The sequence below is a fragment of the Pseudomonas sp. ADAK7 genome, from assembly GCF_012935675.1.
Classification (GTDB): Bacteria; Pseudomonadota; Gammaproteobacteria; order Pseudomonadales; family Pseudomonadaceae; genus Aquipseudomonas.
Genome location: NZ_CP052861.1, coordinates 2,638,936 through 2,658,629, shown reverse-complemented (window position 1 = coordinate 2,658,629; position 19,694 = coordinate 2,638,936). Strand labels below are relative to the sequence as shown.

14 protein-coding genes are annotated in these 19,694 nt (G+C 61.1%); 13 read left to right on the top strand and 1 reads right to left on the bottom strand.

The window, feature by feature from the left end:
* Window positions 1–4: 4 nt before the first annotated feature.
* On the bottom strand, window positions 5–796 hold the full coding sequence (gene phhA, locus HKK53_RS12430; protein WP_169371059.1) for a phenylalanine 4-monooxygenase: 792 nt from the start codon (window positions 794–796) through the stop codon (window positions 5–7).
* 280 nt (window positions 797–1,076) lie between these two features.
* Between phhA and HKK53_RS12425 the strand changes: the two genes are divergently transcribed.
* The 13 genes from HKK53_RS12425 to rfbC all read left to right on the top strand — a co-directional run bounded on the left by HKK53_RS12425 (window position 1,077) and on the right by rfbC (window position 19,691).
* Window positions 1,077–2,639, top strand: coding sequence for a sigma-54-dependent transcriptional regulator (locus tag HKK53_RS12425; RefSeq protein WP_169371058.1), 1,563 nt, complete (start codon window positions 1,077–1,079; stop codon window positions 2,637–2,639).
* A gap of 300 nt (window positions 2,640–2,939) precedes the next feature.
* Window positions 2,940–3,680, top strand: a complete 741-nt coding sequence (locus HKK53_RS12420) for a flagellar basal body rod protein FlgF (RefSeq protein ID WP_169371057.1) — start codon at window positions 2,940–2,942, stop codon at window positions 3,678–3,680.
* Between the two features lie 45 nt (window positions 3,681–3,725).
* Complete coding sequence (gene flgG / locus HKK53_RS12415) at window positions 3,726–4,511, top strand: flagellar basal-body rod protein FlgG (protein WP_169371056.1); 786 nt, start codon at window positions 3,726–3,728, stop codon at window positions 4,509–4,511.
* 51 nt (window positions 4,512–4,562) lie between these two features.
* Complete coding sequence (gene flgH, locus HKK53_RS12410; protein ID WP_169371055.1) at window positions 4,563–5,258, top strand: flagellar basal body L-ring protein FlgH; 696 nt, start codon at window positions 4,563–4,565, stop codon at window positions 5,256–5,258.
* A 27-nt stretch (window positions 5,259–5,285) separates the two neighbouring features.
* Entirely contained in the window at window positions 5,286–6,374 is a 1,089-nt protein-coding gene (locus HKK53_RS12405; RefSeq protein ID WP_169374234.1) for a flagellar basal body P-ring protein FlgI, read from the top strand.
* Between the two features lie 11 nt (window positions 6,375–6,385).
* Entirely contained in the window at window positions 6,386–7,684 is a 1,299-nt protein-coding gene (gene flgJ, locus HKK53_RS12400) for a flagellar assembly peptidoglycan hydrolase FlgJ (RefSeq protein ID WP_169371054.1), read from the top strand.
* 23 nt (window positions 7,685–7,707) lie between these two features.
* Complete coding sequence (gene flgK, locus HKK53_RS12395; protein ID WP_169371053.1) at window positions 7,708–9,750, top strand: flagellar hook-associated protein FlgK; 2,043 nt, start codon at window positions 7,708–7,710, stop codon at window positions 9,748–9,750.
* A gap of 13 nt (window positions 9,751–9,763) precedes the next feature.
* Complete coding sequence (locus HKK53_RS12390) at window positions 9,764–11,341, top strand: flagellar hook-associated protein 3 (protein ID WP_169371052.1); 1,578 nt, start codon at window positions 9,764–9,766, stop codon at window positions 11,339–11,341.
* A gap of 114 nt (window positions 11,342–11,455) precedes the next feature.
* On the top strand, window positions 11,456–15,052 hold the full coding sequence (locus tag HKK53_RS12385; protein ID WP_169371051.1) for a glycosyltransferase: 3,597 nt from the start codon (window positions 11,456–11,458) through the stop codon (window positions 15,050–15,052).
* Window positions 15,053–15,186: 134 nt separating this feature from the next.
* The gene (locus HKK53_RS12380) at window positions 15,187–16,986 is read left to right on the top strand and encodes a calcium-binding protein (protein ID WP_169371050.1); all 1,800 of its coding nucleotides are present in this window, start codon (window positions 15,187–15,189) and stop codon (window positions 16,984–16,986) included.
* 310 nt (window positions 16,987–17,296) lie between these two features.
* Window positions 17,297–18,070, top strand: a complete 774-nt coding sequence (gene rfbF / locus HKK53_RS12375; RefSeq protein WP_169371049.1) for a glucose-1-phosphate cytidylyltransferase — start codon at window positions 17,297–17,299, stop codon at window positions 18,068–18,070.
* Complete coding sequence (gene rfbG, locus HKK53_RS12370) at window positions 18,052–19,134, top strand: CDP-glucose 4,6-dehydratase (protein ID WP_169371048.1); 1,083 nt, start codon at window positions 18,052–18,054, stop codon at window positions 19,132–19,134. Before rfbF ends, rfbG begins: the two co-directional genes overlap by 19 nt.
* Complete coding sequence (gene rfbC, locus HKK53_RS12365; protein WP_169371047.1) at window positions 19,131–19,691, top strand: dTDP-4-dehydrorhamnose 3,5-epimerase; 561 nt, start codon at window positions 19,131–19,133, stop codon at window positions 19,689–19,691. Before rfbG ends, rfbC begins: the two co-directional genes overlap by 4 nt.
* Window positions 19,692–19,694: the final 3 nt, after the last annotated feature.

The window sequence follows — 19,694 nt, the reverse complement described above, 5'->3', positions numbered from 1 at the left end:
ATGTTCAGGCGGCTTTTGGCTTGGGCGGAAATTTCGGTGCGTGCAAGCCCAGCTGCATGCCTTGCTTGACCATGCCCATGATGTCTTCGTGGGCCAGGTCGAACAGGCGCTTGAGGTTGGGCAGCACAAAGTACAGCGGCTGCAAGATGTCGATGCGATACGGCGTGCGCATGCATTCCAGCGGATCGAAGGCCTGATGTTCCGGCTCGTCCGACATGCAATAAACAGTTTCTTTGGGCGAGGACAGGATGCCGCCGCCATAGATGCGCTGGCCCTGCGGGGTGTCGACCATGCCGAATTCGATGGTCATCCAGTACAGGCGCGCCAGGTACACGCGTTCTTCCTTGGAAGCCTGTAGGCCGAGTTTGCCGTAGGTGTGGGTAAATTCAGCAAACCAGGGGTTGGTCAGCAGCGGGCAGTGGCCAAAGATCTCGTGGAAAATGTCCGGCTCTTGCAGGTAATCCAGCTCTTCGCGGGTACGAATAAACGTCGCTACCGGAAACTGCTTGTTGGCGAGCAACTCGAAGAACGTCTGGAAGGGAATCAGCGCCGGAACCCGGGCAACCTGCCAGCCGGTGGTTTCACCAAGGACTTTGTTGATCTCTCCGAGTTGCGGAATGCGGTCGTGGGGCAGACCGAGTTTTTCGATACCGTCCAGGTATTCCTGGCACGCACGCCCTTCGATCACTTTCAGTTGGCGAGTGATCAGCGTGTTCCACACCGCGTGTTCTTCGGCGGGGTAGTCGATAAAACCTTGCGCATCGGGCTCGCGGGCCACGTATTGCGTCTGCTTCATGCTGCTCTCCTGCTAGGGGAATTCGTTCTTGTTATGTCCAAGCTATGGACCTAGGAATACCCCAAGGCGTGCGGTGATGCAGCAGAGGGTTTGGGTCGCGCGTAGGAAAAATCGCGGCTTTTCGTAAAGTTTTCGTTACGGATTGGCGACTGTGGCGCAGGTATTGAGTTTTCCGGGTTTGAAAAGCGCTCCGGCTGTCACATAATCTTGACGACTAACTGAGCACTCCCGCAGAAATTTTCCGGCGGCGAGCCTCGATCACCCTGTCCAGGCTCTTTATATGCGTATCAAAGTCCACTGCCAGAACCGCATCGGCATCCTGCGCGACATCCTTAACCTGCTGGTGGAATACGGGATCAACGTCGCGCGCGGCGAGGTCGGCGGTGAGCATGGCAACGCGATCTACCTGCACTGCCCGAACCTGATCAACATCCAGTTCCAGGCACTGCGTCCGAAATTCGAGGCGATTGCCGGGGTATTTGGCGTCAAGCGGGTAGGGCTGATGCCCAGCGAGCGTCGGCACATGGAGCTGAACGCGTTGCTCGGTGCCCTGGAGTTCCCGGTGTTGTCGATCGACATGGGTGGCTCCATTGTTGCGGCCAACCGTGCGGCGGCGCAGTTGCTCGGGGTGCGGGTGGACGAGGTGCCGGGGATTCCCTTGTCCCGTTACGCCGAGGATTTCGACTTGCCGGAACTGGTGCGCGCCAACAAATCGCGGATCAACGGTTTACGGGTGAAGGTCAAGGGCGACGTGTTTCTCGCCGACATCGCCCCGCTGCAATCGGAGCATGACGACAGCGAAGCCATGGCCGGCGCCGTGTTGACGTTGCACCGGGCGGATCGGGTCGGTGAGCGCATCTATAACGTGCGCAAGCAAGAGTTGCGCGGTTTCGACAGCATTTTCCAGAGCTCGAAAGTCATGGCAGCGGTGGTGCGCGAAGCGCGGCGCATGGCACCGCTGGATGCGCCGCTCTTGATAGAAGGCGAAACCGGCACCGGCAAAGAGTTGCTGGCGCGGGCCTGTCACCTGGCCAGTCCTCGCGGCCAGTCGCCGCTGATGGCGCTCAACTGCGCCGGCCTCCCAGAGTCCATGGCCGAGACCGAGCTGTTCGGCTACGGCCCTGGCGCCTTTGAGGGCGCTCGAGCCGAAGGCAAGCTCGGGCTGCTGGAGCTGACGGCGGGCGGTACACTGTTTCTCGATGGCGTCGGCGAAATGAGCCCGCGCTTGCAGGTGAAATTGCTGCGCTTTTTGCAGGACGGTTGCTTCCGTCGTGTCGGCAGTGATGAAGAAGTCTATCTGGATGTGCGAGTGATCTGCGCCACGCAAGTGGACCTGTCCGAATTGTGCGCGCGCGGCGAGTTTCGCCAGGATTTGTATCACCGCTTGAACGTGCTGTCGTTGCACATCCCGCCGCTGCGCGAATGCCTCGACGGGTTGACGCCGCTGGTGGAGCACTTCCTTGACCAGGCCAGTCGGCAAATCGGTTGCCCCTTGCCGAAACTGGCACCGGCGGCCATGGAGCGGCTCAGTCATTACCATTGGCCGGGCAATGTCCGGCAGTTGGAAAACGTGTTGTTCCAGGCGGTTTCCCTGTGCGAGGGCGGGACGGTCAAGGTCGAGCATATTCGCCTGCCGGATTACGGCGTGCGTCAGCCGCTTGGCGATTTCTCGCTGGAAGGCGGGCTGGATGCGATTGTCGGGCGCTTTGAAAAAGCGGTACTGGAGCGGCTGTATTCCGAGCATCCGAGCAGCCGGCAGTTGGGTAAGCGGTTGGGGGTTTCGCACACGACCATTGCCAATAAGCTCCGCGAATATGACGTCGGCAAAGAGTCAGGCACATGATCGTTCCCACGCTCTGCGTGGGAATGCAGCCCGGGACGCAGAGCGTCCCCAAAGCGGACGCAGAGCGTCCATTGAGGCATTCCCACGCAGAACGTGGGAACGATCAGTCCGAGGTTTGCCGCGAAGCGGCATAACACCGCCGGTTTTTCGACTTCGACACAATCCCCTCATCCCCTCCAAACCCCTCAAGTCCTTTGTTTGCCGGGCCCGGCGCCGTCAGAAAAAAGTTGGTCTGCAAATTGCTTAAGGCTCAGCAGTACAGCAGTGGGCGGCAAACGTCCGGCATGCAGAGGAAAGAGTGTGGACAAGTACCTTTATGTGGCAATGACCGGCGCCAGCCAGAATGCACTGGCGCAGAAGGCTCATGCGAACAACCTGGCGAACATCTCCACCAATGGTTTTCAAAAGGACCTGGAGCAGGCCCGTTCGATGCCGGTGTTTGGTGACAGCTTTCCGGCGCGTGCCTACGCCATGACCGAGCGCCCGGCCACCGACTTCTCGCCAGGTTCGATGGTGGAAACCGGTCGTGACCTCGACGTCGCCGTGACCGGCAATGGCTGGATCGCCGTGCAGACGCCTGATGGCGGCGAAAGCTACGTGCGCACCGGCAGCCTGAACATTGACGCCCTGGGCGTGCTGCGCGCCGGCAACGGTATGCCGGTGATGGGCAATGGCGGGCCGATTGCCGTGCCGCCCGAGCAGCAAGTCGAAGTGGGCGAGGACGGCACCATCAGCATCCGAGCCATGGGCGAAGGCCCGCGGGTGATGGCCGAAGTCGACCGCATCAAGCTGGTCAACCCTGACCTGAAGAACATGACCAAAGGCCTGGATGGTTCGATCCACACCAAGGACGGTAAGCCGGCGCAAGCCGATGCGGGCGTCAAGCTGGTGTCCGGGTTCCTTGAGTCGAGCAACGTCAATGCCGTGGAAGAAATGACCTCGGTGCTGGCTTTGTCGAAGCAGTTCGAGCTGCACATCAAGATGATGAACACCGCCAAAGACGATGACCAGGCCATGGCTCGGGTCTTGCAGATCAGCTAATTATCAGAACGTCGCGCCGTAAAACAGGCGCACGAGGAGAATCGAATGCTTCCGGCTCTATGGGTTGCCAAAACAGGTCTGTCCGCCCAAGACACTAACCTGACGACCATTTCCAACAACCTGGCCAACGTGTCGACCACGGGTTTCAAACGTGACCGCGCCGAGTTCCAGGACTTGCTGTACCAGATCAAACGCCAGCCAGGCGCCCAGTCGACCCAGGACAGCGAACTGCCGTCGGGCCTGCAAGTGGGTACCGGTGTGCGCATCGTCGGCACCCAGAAAAACTTCACCGCCGGCAGCCTGCAGACCACCGAAAACCCGCTGGACCTGGCGGTCGACGGTCGCGGTTTCTTCCAGATCCTGCAACCGGATGGCACGACTTCCTACACCCGTGACGGCACCTTCCACCTCGACTCCAACGGTCAGGTCGTGAACGCCAGCGGCTTCGCCCTGGAGCCGGCGATTGTCATTCCGAACAACGCCCAGACCTTCACGGTCGGTCGCGACGGCACCGTGTCCATCACCATTGCCGGCAACGCTGCCTCGCAAGTGATCGGCAACCTGCAAACCGCCGACTTCATCAACCCGGCCGGCCTGCAAGCGGTGGGTAACAACCTGTTCCTGGAAACCGCTGCCAGCGGCGCGCCGCAAGTCGGTACGCCAGGCCTGAACGGCTTCGGTACCACGCTGCAGAACACCCTGGAAACGTCCAACGTCAGCACCGTTGAAGAGATGGTCAACATGATCACCACTCAGCGCGCCTACGAGATGAACTCCAAGGTGATCTCCACCGCCGACCAGATGCTCTCGTTCGTAACGCAGAATCTGTAATCAAGTCTATGTGGCGGCCTGAAGCCGCCTGCAACACCGTGAGGTAGGGTCATGAATCGCTTTGTATCTGTTCTGGCACTGAGTGGGGTCGTCGGGCTCGCGGGCTGCGTTTCCCCGCCGCCCAAGCCCAATGACCCTTACTACGCCCCGGTGTTGCCGCGCACGCCGCTGCCGGCTGCGGCCAACAATGGCTCGATCTACCAGGCCGGTTTCGAACAGAACCTGTACAGCGACCGCAAGGCATTCCGGGTCGGCGACATCATCACCATCACCCTGAACGAGCGGACCCAGGCCAGCAAAGGCGCCAACTCGCAGATCGACAAGACCAGCAAGACCGGTATCGGCCTGTCGTCGTTGTTTGGCGGCGGCTTGAGCACCAATAACCCGGTGGGCAGCGGTGACCTGAGCCTGGACGTCGGCTACAGCGGCGACCGTGCCACCAACGGCGCGAGCAAGTCCGGCCAGAGCAACAGCCTGACCGGTTCGATCACCGTGACCGTCGCCGACGTCTTGCCCAACGGCATCATCGCCGTGCGTGGCGAGAAGTGGATGACCCTCAACTCTGGCGATGAACTGGTACGGATTGCCGGCCTGGTGCGCGCCGATGACATTGCAACCGATAACACCGTGTCGTCGACCCGCGTCGCCGATGCACGTATCACCTATTCGGGCACCGGTGCGTTTGCCGATGCGAGTCAGCCAGGCTGGTTCGACCGTTTCTTCCTCAGCCCGCTGTTCCCTTTCTAGGTGGCTACGTTGAACTTCAAACACCTGATGGTGGCCGCTCTGATGCTGTCCGCAGCCTTCACCGCTCAAGCCGAGCGGTTGAAGGACATCGCCAGCATTTCCGGCGTGCGGACCAACCAATTGATCGGTTACGGGCTGGTGGTCGGGCTTAACGGTACCGGTGACCAGACGACCCAGACCCCGTTCACCCTGCAGACCTTCAACAACATGCTCTCGCAGTTCGGCATCAAGGTGCCGCCGGGTTCGGGCAACGTGCAGTTGAAGAACGTTGCGGCGGTGTCGATCAGTGCGGATCTGCCGGCGTTTGCCAAACCGGGTCAACAGGTTGACATCACGGTGGCGTCCATCGGTAACTCCAAGAGCCTGCGCGGTGGGACCTTGCTGTTGACGCCGCTCAAAGGTATCGACGGCAACGTCTACGCCATCGCCCAGGGCAACCTGGTGGTCGGCGGTTTCGATGCCGAAGGCCGCGACGGTTCCAAGATCACGGTCAACGTGCCGTCGGCCGGTCGTATTCCCGGCGGTGCCTCGGTCGAGCGTTCGGTGCCGAGCGGTTTCAACCAGGGCAACAGCCTGACCCTGAACCTCAACCGTTCGGACTTCACCACCGCCAAGCGTGTGGTCGACAAGATCAACGACCTGCTCGGCCCTGGCGTGGCCCAGGCCATCGATGGCGGTTCGATCCGCGTCACGGCGCCACTGGACCCGAGCCAGCGGGTCGACTACCTGTCGATCCTGGAAAACCTTGAAGTCGATCCGGGCCAGGCGGTGGCGAAAGTCATCATCAACTCGCGCACCGGCACCATCGTGATCGGCCAGAATGTGAAAGTGTCCCCGGCCGCCGTAACCCACGGCAGCCTGACCGTGACCATCACCGAAGACCCGATCGTCAGTCAGCCCGGTCCTCTGTCCAATGGGCAGACGGCCGTCGTGCCGCGCTCGCGGGTCAACGCCCAGCAAGAAGCCAAGCCAATGTTCAAGTTCGGCCCGGGCACCACCCTCGACGAGATCGTCCGTGCGGTGAACCAGGTCGGCGCGGCGCCGGGTGACTTGATGGCCATCCTCGAAGCATTGAAACAGGCCGGCGCGTTGCAAGCCGACCTGATCGTGATCTGAGGACAGCGACCATGGACATGCGCAAGAGCGGGGCAATCAACAACAGCGATTCGGGTTCCTATTCGGACCTCAATCGCTTGAACCAGCTCAAGGTCGGTGACAAGAACAGCGACGGCAACATGCGCAAAGTGGCGCAGGAATTCGAGTCGCTGTTCCTCGGTGAAATGCTCAAGTCCATGCGCTCGGCCACCGAAACGCTGGGCCAGGACAATCCGCTCAACACCCCGGCCGCCAAGCAATACCAGGAAATGTACGACCAGCAGTTGGCCGTTTCCATGTCCCGCGAAGGTGGCGGTATCGGCCTGGCGGACGTGCTGATGCGTCAGATGTCGAAGAACAAGCCACTGGCACCGGGCGAAGCGGCGACGCTGTCGGCCGAGAAGCAGGAAGCGGCGAAAAAAGCCGCCGTCGAAACGCCGATTGCTGCCGGCACCATCGCCACCCACGGGCCGCTGTCGCGGGTCAATGGCGAGCGTCCGTTATGGGCTTCGCGTTCGCTGAAAGGTTCGACGGCCACCAGCGATCACAGCAATGACGTGGCGCTGCTCAACCAGCGTCGCCTGGCCCTGCCGCCGAAACTGGCCGACCGTTTGCTCGCCGGCCTGGTGCCGTCGACATCGACCGCCGCCACGACCGCCGCGACGATCAACAAGACCCTGTTGCCTGAACGCGCCACCACGCCGACCGGCGCGGGTCCGCTGTACAACGGCGATTGGCTGCCAACCGCAACGGCAGCGGCGTCGAGCGGGCAGATGCAGATTTACGGTCGTGCCATGGCGCAGATTCCCCTGGCGCCGGCGAAGAAAGCTTTCAGTTCCGCCGACGAATTCGTCAACACCATGTTGCCGATGGCCAAGGAAGCTGCCGACCGCATCGGCGTCGATCCGCGTTACCTGGTGGCCCAGGCCGCCCTGGAAACCGGTTGGGGCAAATCGGTCATGCGCGCCCAGGATGGCAGCAGCAGTCACAACCTGTTCGGCATCAAGGCCGGCAGCAGTTGGACGGGCGATTCGGCTCGGGCAATCACCAGCGAGTTCAGGGATGGCGCGATGGTCAAGGAGACGGCGCAGTTCCGTTCCTATGCCTCTTACAAGGACAGCTTCCATGACCTTGTGACGTTGCTGCAATCCAATAATCGCTATCAAGATGTGGTGAAGTCGGCCGATAACCCAGAACAGTTTGTGCGCGAGTTGCAAAAGGCCGGTTATGCAACCGACCCGAACTACGCAAGCAAGATTTCGCAGATAGCCAAGCAGATGACGAGTTACCAAAACTACGCTGCGGCGGGCGCTTCCACCACGCCTTTATAGGCACAAGGCATAAGGTCTGAACCATGAGTTTGCTCAATATCGGGATGTCGGGACTGGCGGCTAGCCAATCCTCTTTGGCTGTGACGGGCAACAACATTGCCAACGTCGACACCGCCGGTTACTCGCGTCAGCAAACCGTGCAGGGCACCAAGGCCTCGCAGCAGTACGGGAATGTCTTCATCGGCACCGGCACGACCCTGGCCGACGTTCGCCGGGTGTACAACGCCTACCTCGATTCCCAGTTGCAGACCGCCACTTCGCTCAATAGCGAAGCCGCTTCGTTCCAGGGCCAGGCCACGCCGCTGGATGCGTCGCTGTCGGACGTCAACACCGGCCTGACCGGCGTGTTGCAGAAATTTTTCACCTCGATGCAAGGTGTCTCGACCTCGGCGACTGACGATACCTCTCGCCAGTCGGTGTTGACCGGCGCCCAGGCGTTGACCAATCGCTTCAACACCCTTGCCAAGCAGTTGAACGATCAGAACAGCACGATCAATGGCAGCCTGGGGGACATGGCGGCGCGGGTGAACACGCTGGCCACCTCGATTGCCAACCTGAACCAGAAGATCGGCGAACTCTCCTCCAGCGGCGGCCAGCCGAACGACTTGCTCGACACCCGTAACGAAGCGGTGCGCCAACTGTCCGAAATGGTCGGTGCGCAAGTCGTCGAGCGCGGTTCCAGCTACGACGTCTATCTCGGCAGCGGCCAGCCATTGGTGATGGGCAACACCACCAATACCCTGGAGACCGTCGCGAGCAAGGACGACCCGACGCGCCTGGGCCTGCAGATGAACCGCGGCTCCAGCACCATCGACATCACGTCGGTGATCAGCGGTGGCGAAATCGGTGGGCTGCTCACGTATCGCAAGGAAGTGCTCGACCCGTCACTCAACGAGTTGGGGCGTGTGGCCCTGGTGGTCGCTGACCAGATCAACAGTCAGCAGGCGCAAGGCATCGACAAGAACGGTGAATTCGGCGCGGCCATTTTCAACAACATCAACAGTGCCGCCCTGATCAGCCAGCGCAGCATTGCCCAGTCGAGCAACAGCGCCGGTTCCGGCAACCTGGATGTCACCATCAAGGACACCGGCAAGCTGACCACCAGTGACTATCAGGTGACGTTCACCAGCGCCACCGACTACAGCGTCAAGCGTTCCGATGGCACTGACATGGGCACCTTCAGCACCACGACCACACCGCCACCGGTGATCGACGGTTTCAGCCTGGCGCTCAAAGGCGGCGCCCTGAGCGCGGGCGACAGCTTCAAGGTCACCCCGACGCGCAATGCCGCAGCCAGCATCCAGACCGTATTGAGCGACCCGAAAAAGATCGCCGCGGCCGCGCCGTTGACCGGCGTAGCCAGCGCCAACAACGGCGGCACGTACACCCAGCCAACGCTCAGCAGCACGCTGGATATCTACAACCCGGCGTCCCAGTCGGAATTGCAGGCGGCGCTGAAAAACTCGACGCCGGTCAAACTGACCTTCGGTGCCGCAAGCGGCGGCAGCCAGACCTACACCCTGACCGACGCCCAAGGCCATTCGCTGGGTAGCGGCACCATTGTTCCGGGCCAGAGCAACACCCTGAACCTGAAAGTGGGCATGGTCGATGCCAGCGGCAACCCGATCACGGACGGTGGCACCCCGCCGATCCAGAAAACCTTCACCGTGCAGACCACCGTCGGCGGCACGCCGAAGACCGGCGAAAGCTTCAGCATGTCCCTGACCGGCGCGTCCTCCTCGGACAACCGTAACGCGCAGTCGCTGGTCGCGCTGCAAACCAAGCAAACCGTGGACACCGGTTCGGCGAGCAAGGGCATCAGCCTGACCGACGCCTACAACAAACTGGTGACCAACGTCGGTACCCAGGCGGCCCAGGGCAAGTCCGACAGCGCCGCGACCACGGCGATCCTGACCCAGGCCAAGAGCGCCCGTGATTCGCTTTCCGGGGTCAACCTGGATGAAGAAACCGGCAACCTGGTCAAATACCAGCAGTACTACACCGCCTCTTCGCAGATCATCAAGGCTGCGCAGGAAACTTTCAGCGTGCTGATCAATAGCCTTTAAGGAGTCGTAATTCATGCGCATTGCTACCGCCCAGTATTACGAGACAACCGCTGCCAACTATCAGCGCAACTTCAACAAGGCGATCGCGACCAGCGACGAAGCCAGCAGCCTGACGCGCATCAACACCGCCGCCGATGATCCGCTGGGGGCCGGGCGTTTGCTGGAATTGGGCCAGCAGAGCGCGATGCTGAGCCAGTACAGCGGCAATATCAGCACGACCAAGAGCGCGCTGAGCCTGCAGGAAACCACCCTGGACTCCATTGGTACCGCGTTGCAGCGCGCCAAGGAAATTGCCCTCAGTGCCAACAATGGCATTGCCACCGACGACGACCGTAAGGCCTATGCCGCGGAGTTGAACGAGATCAAGCAGCAAGTGCTGGGCCTGATGAACTCCAAGGATTCGGGCGGCAATTACCTGTTCGCCGGTTCGAAAACCGACACCGCGCCGTACTCGCAGAATTCCGACGGCACCTACACCTACAACGGTGACCAGAGCAGCATCAACCTGGGCATTGGCGATGGCTTGTCGGTGGCGACCAACACCACGGGCTGGGACGCGTTCCAGCAGTCCATCAATACCAGCCGCACCCAGACCACCATGACCGCACCGGCGGTAGATGATGGTCGCGTGATCCTGTCCAATGGCCAGGTCGGTACCAGCGCCACCTACGACGCCAAGTTTGCCAACGGCCAGCCGTACACCGTCAGCTTCCTCAGCAGCACCCAGCTGAAAATCACGGATGCGCTGGGTAACGATGTCACGACCGAGGCCAGCCAGAACGGTGTGATCAGCAACAGCAACGGCGCCAACCAGTCGGTTAGTTTCCGGGGTGTCGACCTGAACCTGAACATCAACCTCAAGGCGGGTGATGTGGCGGATACGGTTATTGCCGGTCACAGCTTCCAGCTGTCAGCCAAGCCGGACACGTTCAACGCCACACGCAGCGCCGGTAACCCGTCCACCGCCGTCATTACCGGCTCCACCGTGACGGACCCGACCGCCTACAACAGCACCTTCCCGACGGGCGGGGCGATTATCAAGTTCACCAGCGCCACCGCCTTCGATATGTACGCGGCGCCAGTGACTGCCGACAGCCGCCCCGTGTCGTCGGGCGCCGTGGTTGCCGGGCCTCCTGCCACGGCCACCGCCGCAGGCGTGACGTTTGCCCTGGGCGGCGGCGCACCGGCCGCCGGCGACCAGTTCGCCGTGCAGTCCAACAATCACCAGACCCAGAATGTGCTCGACACCCTGAGCAAAATGTCCGCCGCCATGAGCCTGCCGATCGACGGTAACACCGTCGCCAAGCAGCAATTCCAGGCGGCCATGGAATCGGGCATCGCGAATCTGGGCAGCGCCAGCGACCAGTTGGGCAGGGCCGTCACTTCGATCGGTGCCCGCGGTCAGTCGCTGGATGACCAATCCACGACCAATCAGAGTCTGACCCTGGCGAATACCGCCACCCAGGGATCGATTCGCGACTCCGATCCGGCCGAAGTGATGACGCGCCTGACCCTGCAACAGACCATGCTGCAAGCCGCGCAACTGGCGTTCAGCAAGATCACGTCGCTGGGCCTGTTCAACAAGATCTGACGGTAGCCGGGCGCGCTAGCGCCCGGTGACCTGACCGCCCCATCTCTACTGTCTTTTTCCGCGGTTCAAAGGGCTCGCTTTTCTGGGCGAGCTCGCGCCGCCTGCGAGTCCGCCGTGAATTCACTCCCTCTTGTCAGCCTTGTCATTCCTGCCTTCAATCCGCGCTTTTTCAGTCGGGCGTTGCACAGTGCCGTGACTCAGAGCTATGGCAATCTCGAAATCATTGTTTGCGACGACAGCCGTGGCACTGAAATCGAAGAGGCGGTCAATTCCGTATCGGAACGAACCGGTGTTGCCGTGCACTACGTGCGTAATCCGCGGACCCTGGGGATGGTCGGGAACCTGCAGGCTTGTCTGGCAGAAGCGCAGGGTGAGTTCATCAAGTTTCTGTGCGATGACGATCATCTGTTTGCCGCGTGCATCGAGCAGCAGGCGCATGAGTTGATGTCGCGTGAAGAGGTGAGCCTGGTACTGGCCCAGCGTTTGTTCTGGGACGCTGACGACATGATCTTGCCGGAGCGCCTGGAAAACACTTCGCTGTCTCCGGTGAGCGGTTTGTTCAAGGGCGATGACCTGCTGGGGATTTTCGAGCGCTTCCCGGTCAATATCCTCGGCGGCCTCAGCAATGCCCTGTTCCGACGCGCCGACGTGGTGGAGTTGTTGCCAGCCCTGACCCAGCCGGGTCATTGCTTCGTGGCGACCCTCGATTTTGCTCTGTATGTGTGCCTGCTGCGCCGCGGCAATCTGGTGATGTCCAACAATGTGCTCAGCGTCGAGCGTCTGTATCCGGAGCGCTTGAGCGCCCAGCAGTCGATCAAAGATGCGGTTGAAACCGAGCGCGAATGGGTCACGCAGATGCTCAAGGCGCGTAACGGCGAGTCCGCGCCGGCGCCTGGCTGGATTCGCTATATGCCCTTGGTCCGGGCAGACGAATCGCCGCGGGTCTGGGAAGAGTTGCCCTTGAGCCGGACCTTGGGCACCAAGCAGAGCAACCTGGCATGGCGCGTCGGCATTGACAGCGTCAGCTTTGCCGACCTTTACGCGCAATGGCTGGCGTGTCGTGCCCTGACCGAAGGGCAACGCAAACTGCTGCCGGACACTCTGGCGAGCTGGCCGCGTACGCCCAAGATTGTGCCGATCATCATCGATGAGCAGGGCAGCCGCTCGGCACTGGAACTGACCTTGCAGTCGCTGGCGGCGCAAGACTACGCGCCTGAATTGACCCTGGTGCTGTCCGCCTCATGCACCGAGGCTGAGCTGGATGAGCGGGTGTTCCGCTTGCCCCTGCAAGATGACAGCCTGGCGCAGATCAACGAACTGCTGCCGCAACTGGACGGTGCCGACTGGTTTTACTTGCTGCGTGCCGGTGATCGACTGGTGGCGCCAGCCTTGCTGGCCATGGCCGACCGGATTGCGCTCTCGCGTTCGCTGACGTGCCTGTACAGCGACGAAGGCAGCTTGCGTCAGGGAGAGTCGGCGGAACCTGCATTCAAACCTGACTTCAACCTGGACCTGATGCGCAGCTACCCGTATGTCGGGCGAGCCCTGGCTTTTGAGCGTGAGCGTTTCCTGGCGCTGGGCGGATTCGATCCTGAGTTCGCCGAACTGGCCCCTCACGATGTGCTCTGGCGCATGGTCGAGAATGACGGTCCGCAAGTGGTCGGGCATATTGCAGAGGTGTTGCTGGAGTCGGCGTTCGATCTGGCCAAGTGGCTGTCCCAACCTGAAGTGGTGGAAAACAATCCCCGGTTGCTGGAGGCGCATCTGCAACGCCTGGGCATCGCCCATGACATCCGCAGCGGCAGCTCCGACCTGCTCAACCGTGTCGATTATCACCATGAAAACCGGCCGCTGGTGTCGATCATCATCGTCACCAAGGATCAGCACCTCGCCTTGCAGCGCTGCGTAGAAACCTTGCTGGAAAAGACCGTCTACACCGAGTACGAACTGTTGTTGGTCGATAACGGCAGCGAGAGCGCCGAAGCGCTTGCCTGGCTGGCCGGCATGGCGCAGTTGTGCAGCGAGCGAATTCGTGTACTGACTTATCCGCAACAGGGGAATGCCGCGGCGGTGCGTAATTTCGCCGTAGGGCAGGCCAGGGGCGACTACGTCCTGATGCTCAATCCCTTCGCCGTGATCACTCAGGGCGACTGGCTGGACGAAATGCTCAATCACGCCCAGCGCCCGGAAGTCGGCGTGGTCGGTGCCAAACTGTTCAACCCGGATGGGTGTGTATTGCACGCGGGGCTGATCCTGGGCTTGCAAGGGCCGGCCGGCGTACCGTTTTACGGTGAATCCCTGCAGGCCGCGGGGTATATGTTCCGGTTGCAGGTCGCCCATGACTTGAGTGCGGTCGGCGGCGATTGCCTGATGGTCCGCAAGGCGGTGTTTGAAGCGGTGGGCGGACTGGATGAGCAAAACCTCGCCCTGACGCTCAACGAAGTGGACCTGTGCCTGCGAATCGGCCAGGACGGCTACCTGATCGTCTGGACACCCTTTGCCCGACTGGCGCTGGGCGCGCGCCCGGCCGCCGTGGCACAAGAGAGTGAACAGGTGTTGCGTGGCCAGGAACAGGACGTGTTCTACAAACGCTGGTTGCCGATCGTCGCCCGTGATCCGGCCTACAACGTCAATCTTTCGTTGCACGGTGTCGGCGGTTCGAGCTTCAGCCTTGAACCCGGCCTGCGCACCGGATGGAATCCGTTTTCCAAGGCGCAGCTGCCGAATGTGCTCGCCTTGCCGCTCAATGCCTCGGCCATCGGTCACTACCGTGTGACACAACCGATGATCGAGCTGGAAGAGGCGGGCAGGGCCGAGGGCCGCATTCACTACAACATGCCGACGATCATTGAAATCGAGCGTCAGTCACCGGACGTTATCATCCTGCAGGGGCGCTACTCCGAAGGCTCGATCAATGAAGTGGCGCCGCTGCAAATGTTCTCCAACGCCCGGCGGATCTACGAACTGGATGACTATGTCATCGACGTTCCCCATCGCAATGCGCATATCCGCAACATGCCGAACAGGGATGAAATGGAGCGTCTGGTACGGCGCGCCATCGCGATGTGCGATCGCGTCGTGGTGTCGACCGAACCGCTGGCGAACGCCTTGTCGGACATGCATCACGACATTCGCGTGGTGCCGAACATGTTGGCCAAACACCTGTGGAGCGATATGCGCAGCCAGCGCCGAACCTCGAAGAAACCTCGGGTCGGCTGGGGCGGCGGCACCAGTCACCACGGGGATCTGGCGGTGATTGCGGACGTGGTCCGCGAACTGGCCAATGAGGTCGACTGGGTGTTCTTCGGTATGTGCCCGGACGATTTGCTGCCGTACATGCATGAGTTCCATGGCGTGATCCCGCTGGATAACTACCCGGCGAAACTGGCCAGCCTGAACCTCGACCTGGCCCTGGCGCCGCTGGAGTTCCACATCTTCAACGACTGCAAGAGCAACCTGCGCCTGCTGGAGTACGGTGCCTGTGGTTTCCCGGTGATCTGTTCCGACACCGAAGCCTATCGCGGGTATCTGCCGTGCACACGGGTCAAGACCAACTCCACGGATGAGTGGCTGCAAGCGATCCGCATGCACCTGGCCGACCCGGACGCCAGCTACCGCATGGGCGACCAATTGCGTGAAATCGTCCTGCGCGACTACGTGTTGCGTGGCGACAATCTGCGTTACTGGGAGAACGGCTGGCTGGAAGACTGATCGTTCCAATCCGTTCCTGAAAAGAAGGCGACCCTGGGTCGCCTTTTTTTTGCCTGCGGGTTCAAGCTTTGGTTTTCAGCGGTCGATAGTTGCCCAAGGATTTGGTTTTTTCACACCAAGGCAAGGAAGAAAACATGGCAGTTATTAACGGTACAAACGGCACGGATACGCTGATAGGGACGCGTGAGGATGACGTCATCAATGGACTGCGCGGCGATGATGTACTGATCGGCGGTGCCGGCGCGGACATGCTCGACGGTGGCGCCGGGTTCGATACGGCGGATTACGCCTGGTCGTCGGCGGGCATCAACATCGACCTGCGCAGCGGCGTCAGCCTGCCCGGTATCGGCGGCGATGCCCAAGGCGATACGCTGAAGAATATCGAGAAGGTCATTGGCAGTGATTACGATGACACCTTCACCACCACGCTGGCCGGCCGGACCCTTGAAGGCGGACGGGGCAACGACACCTACATCGTGAATGCCGGCGGCACGAACATCATTGAAGAGAGCGGTTGGGCCGGCGGCTATGACGACCAGGTACTGACCAACCAGAGCCGCTACACCCTGGATGCCAACATCGAACGCCTGACCTACACCGGCACCGGCAAATTCACCGGGTTCGGCAATGCCAGCGATAACGTGATCACTGGCGGTGCGGGCAATGATGTGTTGCTCGGTGGCGGCGGTGCCGACCAGTTGATCGGTGGTGCAGGGTGGGACACCGCGAGCTACACCGACAGCGCCGAGGGCCTGACCCTTGATCTGAAGTACGGCGCTTACACCTCCGGTATCGCCACCGGCGACACCTTCAGCGATATCGAAGCGATCCGTGGCTCGAATCACGACGACGTGATCATGGCCGGTGGCGCTTTCAAGGCGCTGGACGGTGCCGGAGGTTTCGACACGGTGGATTACTCGATGTCGGAACAGGGCATCACCCTCGATATCCGTAACGGCACGGGCAAGCCTGGCATTGGCGGCGACGCCGAAGGCGTTACGCTGAAAAACATCGAGCACGTCATCGGCACCATATGGGGTGACACCTACGTGATCAACACCCCCGGCGTCACGATTTCCGAGCAGGGTTTCGGGTCGGGCATCGACGAAATTCGCACCGGCCTGGCTACCTACACCATGGACGCCAACATCGAGTCACTGACCTATACCGGTAAGGGCTCGTTCACCGGTCATGGCAATGCCGGCGACAACACCCTCACCGGCGGCGCGGGTAACGACGTGCTGTCGGGCGGCGAAGGCGCCGACCACTTGATCGGCGGCGCTGGTCTGGACACCGCGAGCTATGCCGACAGTACCGAAGGTTTAACGGTCGACCTGATAGCCGGGCAACTGAGCACCGGCGCTGCGGCGGGGGATACCTACACTGGTATCGAGCGGGTGCTTGGCTCGAACTATGACGACCATTTCCGGGCGATTGACCTGCAGATCGGCATCGATGGCGGGGCCGGTTTCGATACCGTGGATTATTCCTGGTCCAGCGATGCGCTGAACATCAACCTTCGCGAGCCAGGTACCGGCGCTGACGCCTTGACCCATGTGGAAAAAGTCATCGGTTCGTTCGGGGCCGACACGTTCACCACGTCCATCGGCGGCGTCACCTTCGAGGGGGGTGACGGTGACGACACTTACATCATCAACACCAGCAGCCTGGTGACAATCCTTGATAATGGCCGCAGCAATGTCACGGGCGACACACTGGTACTGAACAACGTCGCCAGCGCCACCGACCTGAATCTCCTGCGAGTAGGCGATGATCTATTTCTCTACAGTCGCCTGGATAGCCAGGCCGAAGTGCCTGACCATGGTGTGAAACTGCAGGACTGGTATGCAGGCTCCAACACCATCGAGAACTTCCAGGCGGCCAATGGCGACGTCCTGCCGGTTAACGCGGATGCGTTCAGCATGTTTGGCTAAACATCCTCGGCCATCAGCCTTCAGTGCCTTGTGCATCTGAAGGCTGTTCAGGCGATACCGAGAGGGGAATCCGGTCATGACTGATCGGGTTCCCTTTTTTCGTTTCAGCCAGGCTCTGAGGTATCTTCTCGCGTTTTTCTGGCTCACAGAGCTGGCGCGTTTCCTGCAAGTCCCCCTCCATATCGCCATAAAACGAGCACTTGCGCCGTAGCGGGCAGTGCGTACAGCGGCGTTGAGCGTTTTATCCAGAAGGCCGGCAAAAGCTTGATACAGCTTGGCCGGGCCCTGTGACGAACAAGAGGGGAAGAGGATGAAGGCAGTTATTTTGGCGGGTGGTCTGGGCACGCGAATCAGCGAAGAGTCGCACCTCAAGCCCAAGCCGATGATCGAGATCGGCGGCAAGCCAATTCTCTGGCACATCATGAAGCAGTACTCCGCGCACGGAATCCACGATTTCGTGATCTGCCTTGGCTACAAGGGCTACGCGATCAAGGACTTCTTCGCCAACTATTTCCTGCACACCTCCGACGTCACCTTCGACATGCGCAACAACCGCATGGATGTTCATCAGAACTACAGCGAGCCATGGCGCGTCACGCTGATCGATACCGGTGAAGAAACCATGACCGGCGGGCGTTTGCGTCGTGCATCGCGCTACCTGGAGGATGAACAGGCGTTCTGTTTCACCTACGGCGACGGCGTCTCGGACCTGAATATCGGCGCTCTGGTGGATTTCCACCTGGCCCACGGCAAACTGGCCACCGTCACGGCGGTCCAGCCACCCGGACGCTACGGGGCCCTGGAGCGCAACGGCGACACGGTATTGGGCTTCACCGAGAAGCCTCGCGGCGACGGTGGCTGGATCAATGGCGGCTTCTTTGTGCTTTCGCCCAAGGTTTTGCCCTACATCACGGGCGATCACACCTCATGGGAAGCCGAACCGCTGACGGCGCTGGCGAGTGAAGAACAATTGCAGGCCTTCCAGCACGACGGCTTCTGGCACCCGATGGACACTCTGCGTGACAAAAATCACCTTGAGGCGTTGTGGCAGAGCGGGGAGGCCCCATGGAAGCAATGGGATTGAGCCCGGAGTTCTGGCGTGGCAAGCGGGTTCTGGTCACCGGCCACACCGGTTTCAAGGGCAGTTGGCTGACCCTGTGGCTGCAAAGCCTCGGTGCCGAGGTCAGCGGGTTTTCCCTTGATCCGTCCACCGAGCCGAGCCTGTTTGAGCTGGCGCGGGTACACGAAGGCATCAACGATCAACGGGGCGACCTGCGTGACCTGGGCGCCTTGCTTGAGGTGATCGCCGACACCGAGCCAGAGATCGTCTTGCACCTGGCCGCCCAGCCATTGGTGCGCGAAGGTTATCGTGACCCGCTGGGCACGTACTCCAGCAATGTCATGGGCACCCTCAACCTGCTCGAAGCGATTCGCCAGGTCGGCAGTGTTCGTGCCTGTGTGCTGGTGACCACCGACAAGGTCTACGCCAACAAGGAATGGCTGTGGCCGTACCGCGAAGACGAAGCCCTCGGCGGTCATGATCCTTACAGCAGCAGCAAGGCCTGCTGCGAATTGCTGGCGCAGTCCTACGCCGCTTCGTTCTTTGCGGCTGATCGTTATGACGAACATGGGCTGGCCCTGGCGACCGCGCGTGCCGGCAATGTGCTGGGCGGCGGTGACTTCGCACCGGAGCGGCTGATCCCGGATGTGCTCAAGGCCTGGTCGGCAAACGAGCCCGTTACCTTGCGCTACCCGCAAGCGGTACGGCCGTGGCAGCACGCGCTGGAGCCGTTGGCCGGTTACCTGCTGCTGGCTGAGCGCTTATATAACCAGGGGCCGGTGTTCGCTGGCGCCTGGAACTTCGGTCCCGGTGAAGCCGATATGTGCACAGTCGGGGAAGTGGTCGCGCGCCTGGCCAGTCGTTGGCCACAGGCACCGGGCGTGCGCCTAGAAACCAGCGACATGCATGAGGCCGGCCTGTTGCGCCTGGACAGCAGCCGTGCGCAGCAATTGCTGGGCTGGCGCGCCAGTTGGTCACTGCGCCAGTGCCTTGAACAGACGCTGGACTGGCACCTGGCCTGGAAAAATGGCGAGGACATGCGCGCGGTCACCCTGAATCAATTGAATCTCTACAAGGATCGGTCATGAGCGAGCTCACACTCCAGGCGCTGAAGCTGGAAGGGTTGTTTCTGATCAAGCAGAAAGTGTTCTGTGATGATCGCGGCCGGTTTGCCCGTTTGTTTTGCCAGACCAGTTTGACGTCCCAGGGCCGGCCGTTCGCGATTCGCCAGATCAACCATTCGCGTACCGCCGAGCAAGGCAGCGTTCGCGGTATGCACTATCAAAAAGCCGGGTTTGCAGAGTCCAAATTGATTACCTGTGTGCGCGGTGCGGTCTGGGATGTGGTGGTTGATCTGCGTCCGCAGTCGCCTACCTATTTGCACTGGCACGCTGAAGAACTGCGCGCCGACGACGGGCGCAGCCTGTTGATCCCGGCGGGCTTCGCGCATGGTTTTCAATCCTTGACCGAAGACTCGGAAGTGCTCTATCTCACGGATGCGGACTACGCACCGGCCCATGAAGCCGGCCTGTCGGTCAACGATCCCGCGCTGGCTATTCCCTGGCCGCTGCCCGTCAAGAACTTGTCGGCCAAGGATGCCAGTCATCCGCTGCTGGACGAGACGTTCCGCGGTGTCGAGCTGTGACGG

Coding starts and splice junctions, on each gene's coding strand:
- flgG (WP_169371056.1), top strand. CDS start 3,726: ATGCTTCCGGCTCTATGGGTTGCCAAAACAGGTCTGTCCGCCCAAGAC.
- HKK53_RS12380 (WP_169371050.1), top strand. CDS start 15,187: ATGGCAGTTATTAACGGTACAAACGGCACGGATACGCTGATAGGGACG.
- rfbC (WP_169371047.1), top strand. CDS start 19,131: ATGAGCGAGCTCACACTCCAGGCGCTGAAGCTGGAAGGGTTGTTTCTG.
- flgJ (WP_169371054.1), top strand. CDS start 6,386: ATGGACATGCGCAAGAGCGGGGCAATCAACAACAGCGATTCGGGTTCC.
- rfbG (WP_169371048.1), top strand. CDS start 18,052: ATGGAAGCAATGGGATTGAGCCCGGAGTTCTGGCGTGGCAAGCGGGTT.
- HKK53_RS12425 (WP_169371058.1), top strand. CDS start 1,077: ATGCGTATCAAAGTCCACTGCCAGAACCGCATCGGCATCCTGCGCGAC.
- HKK53_RS12390 (WP_169371052.1), top strand. CDS start 9,764: ATGCGCATTGCTACCGCCCAGTATTACGAGACAACCGCTGCCAACTAT.
- flgK (WP_169371053.1), top strand. CDS start 7,708: ATGAGTTTGCTCAATATCGGGATGTCGGGACTGGCGGCTAGCCAATCC.
- flgH (WP_169371055.1), top strand. CDS start 4,563: ATGAATCGCTTTGTATCTGTTCTGGCACTGAGTGGGGTCGTCGGGCTC.
- HKK53_RS12405 (WP_169374234.1), top strand. CDS start 5,286: ATGGTGGCCGCTCTGATGCTGTCCGCAGCCTTCACCGCTCAAGCCGAG.
- rfbF (WP_169371049.1), top strand. CDS start 17,297: ATGAAGGCAGTTATTTTGGCGGGTGGTCTGGGCACGCGAATCAGCGAA.
- phhA (WP_169371059.1), bottom strand. CDS start 796: ATGAAGCAGACGCAATACGTGGCCCGCGAGCCCGATGCGCAAGGTTTT.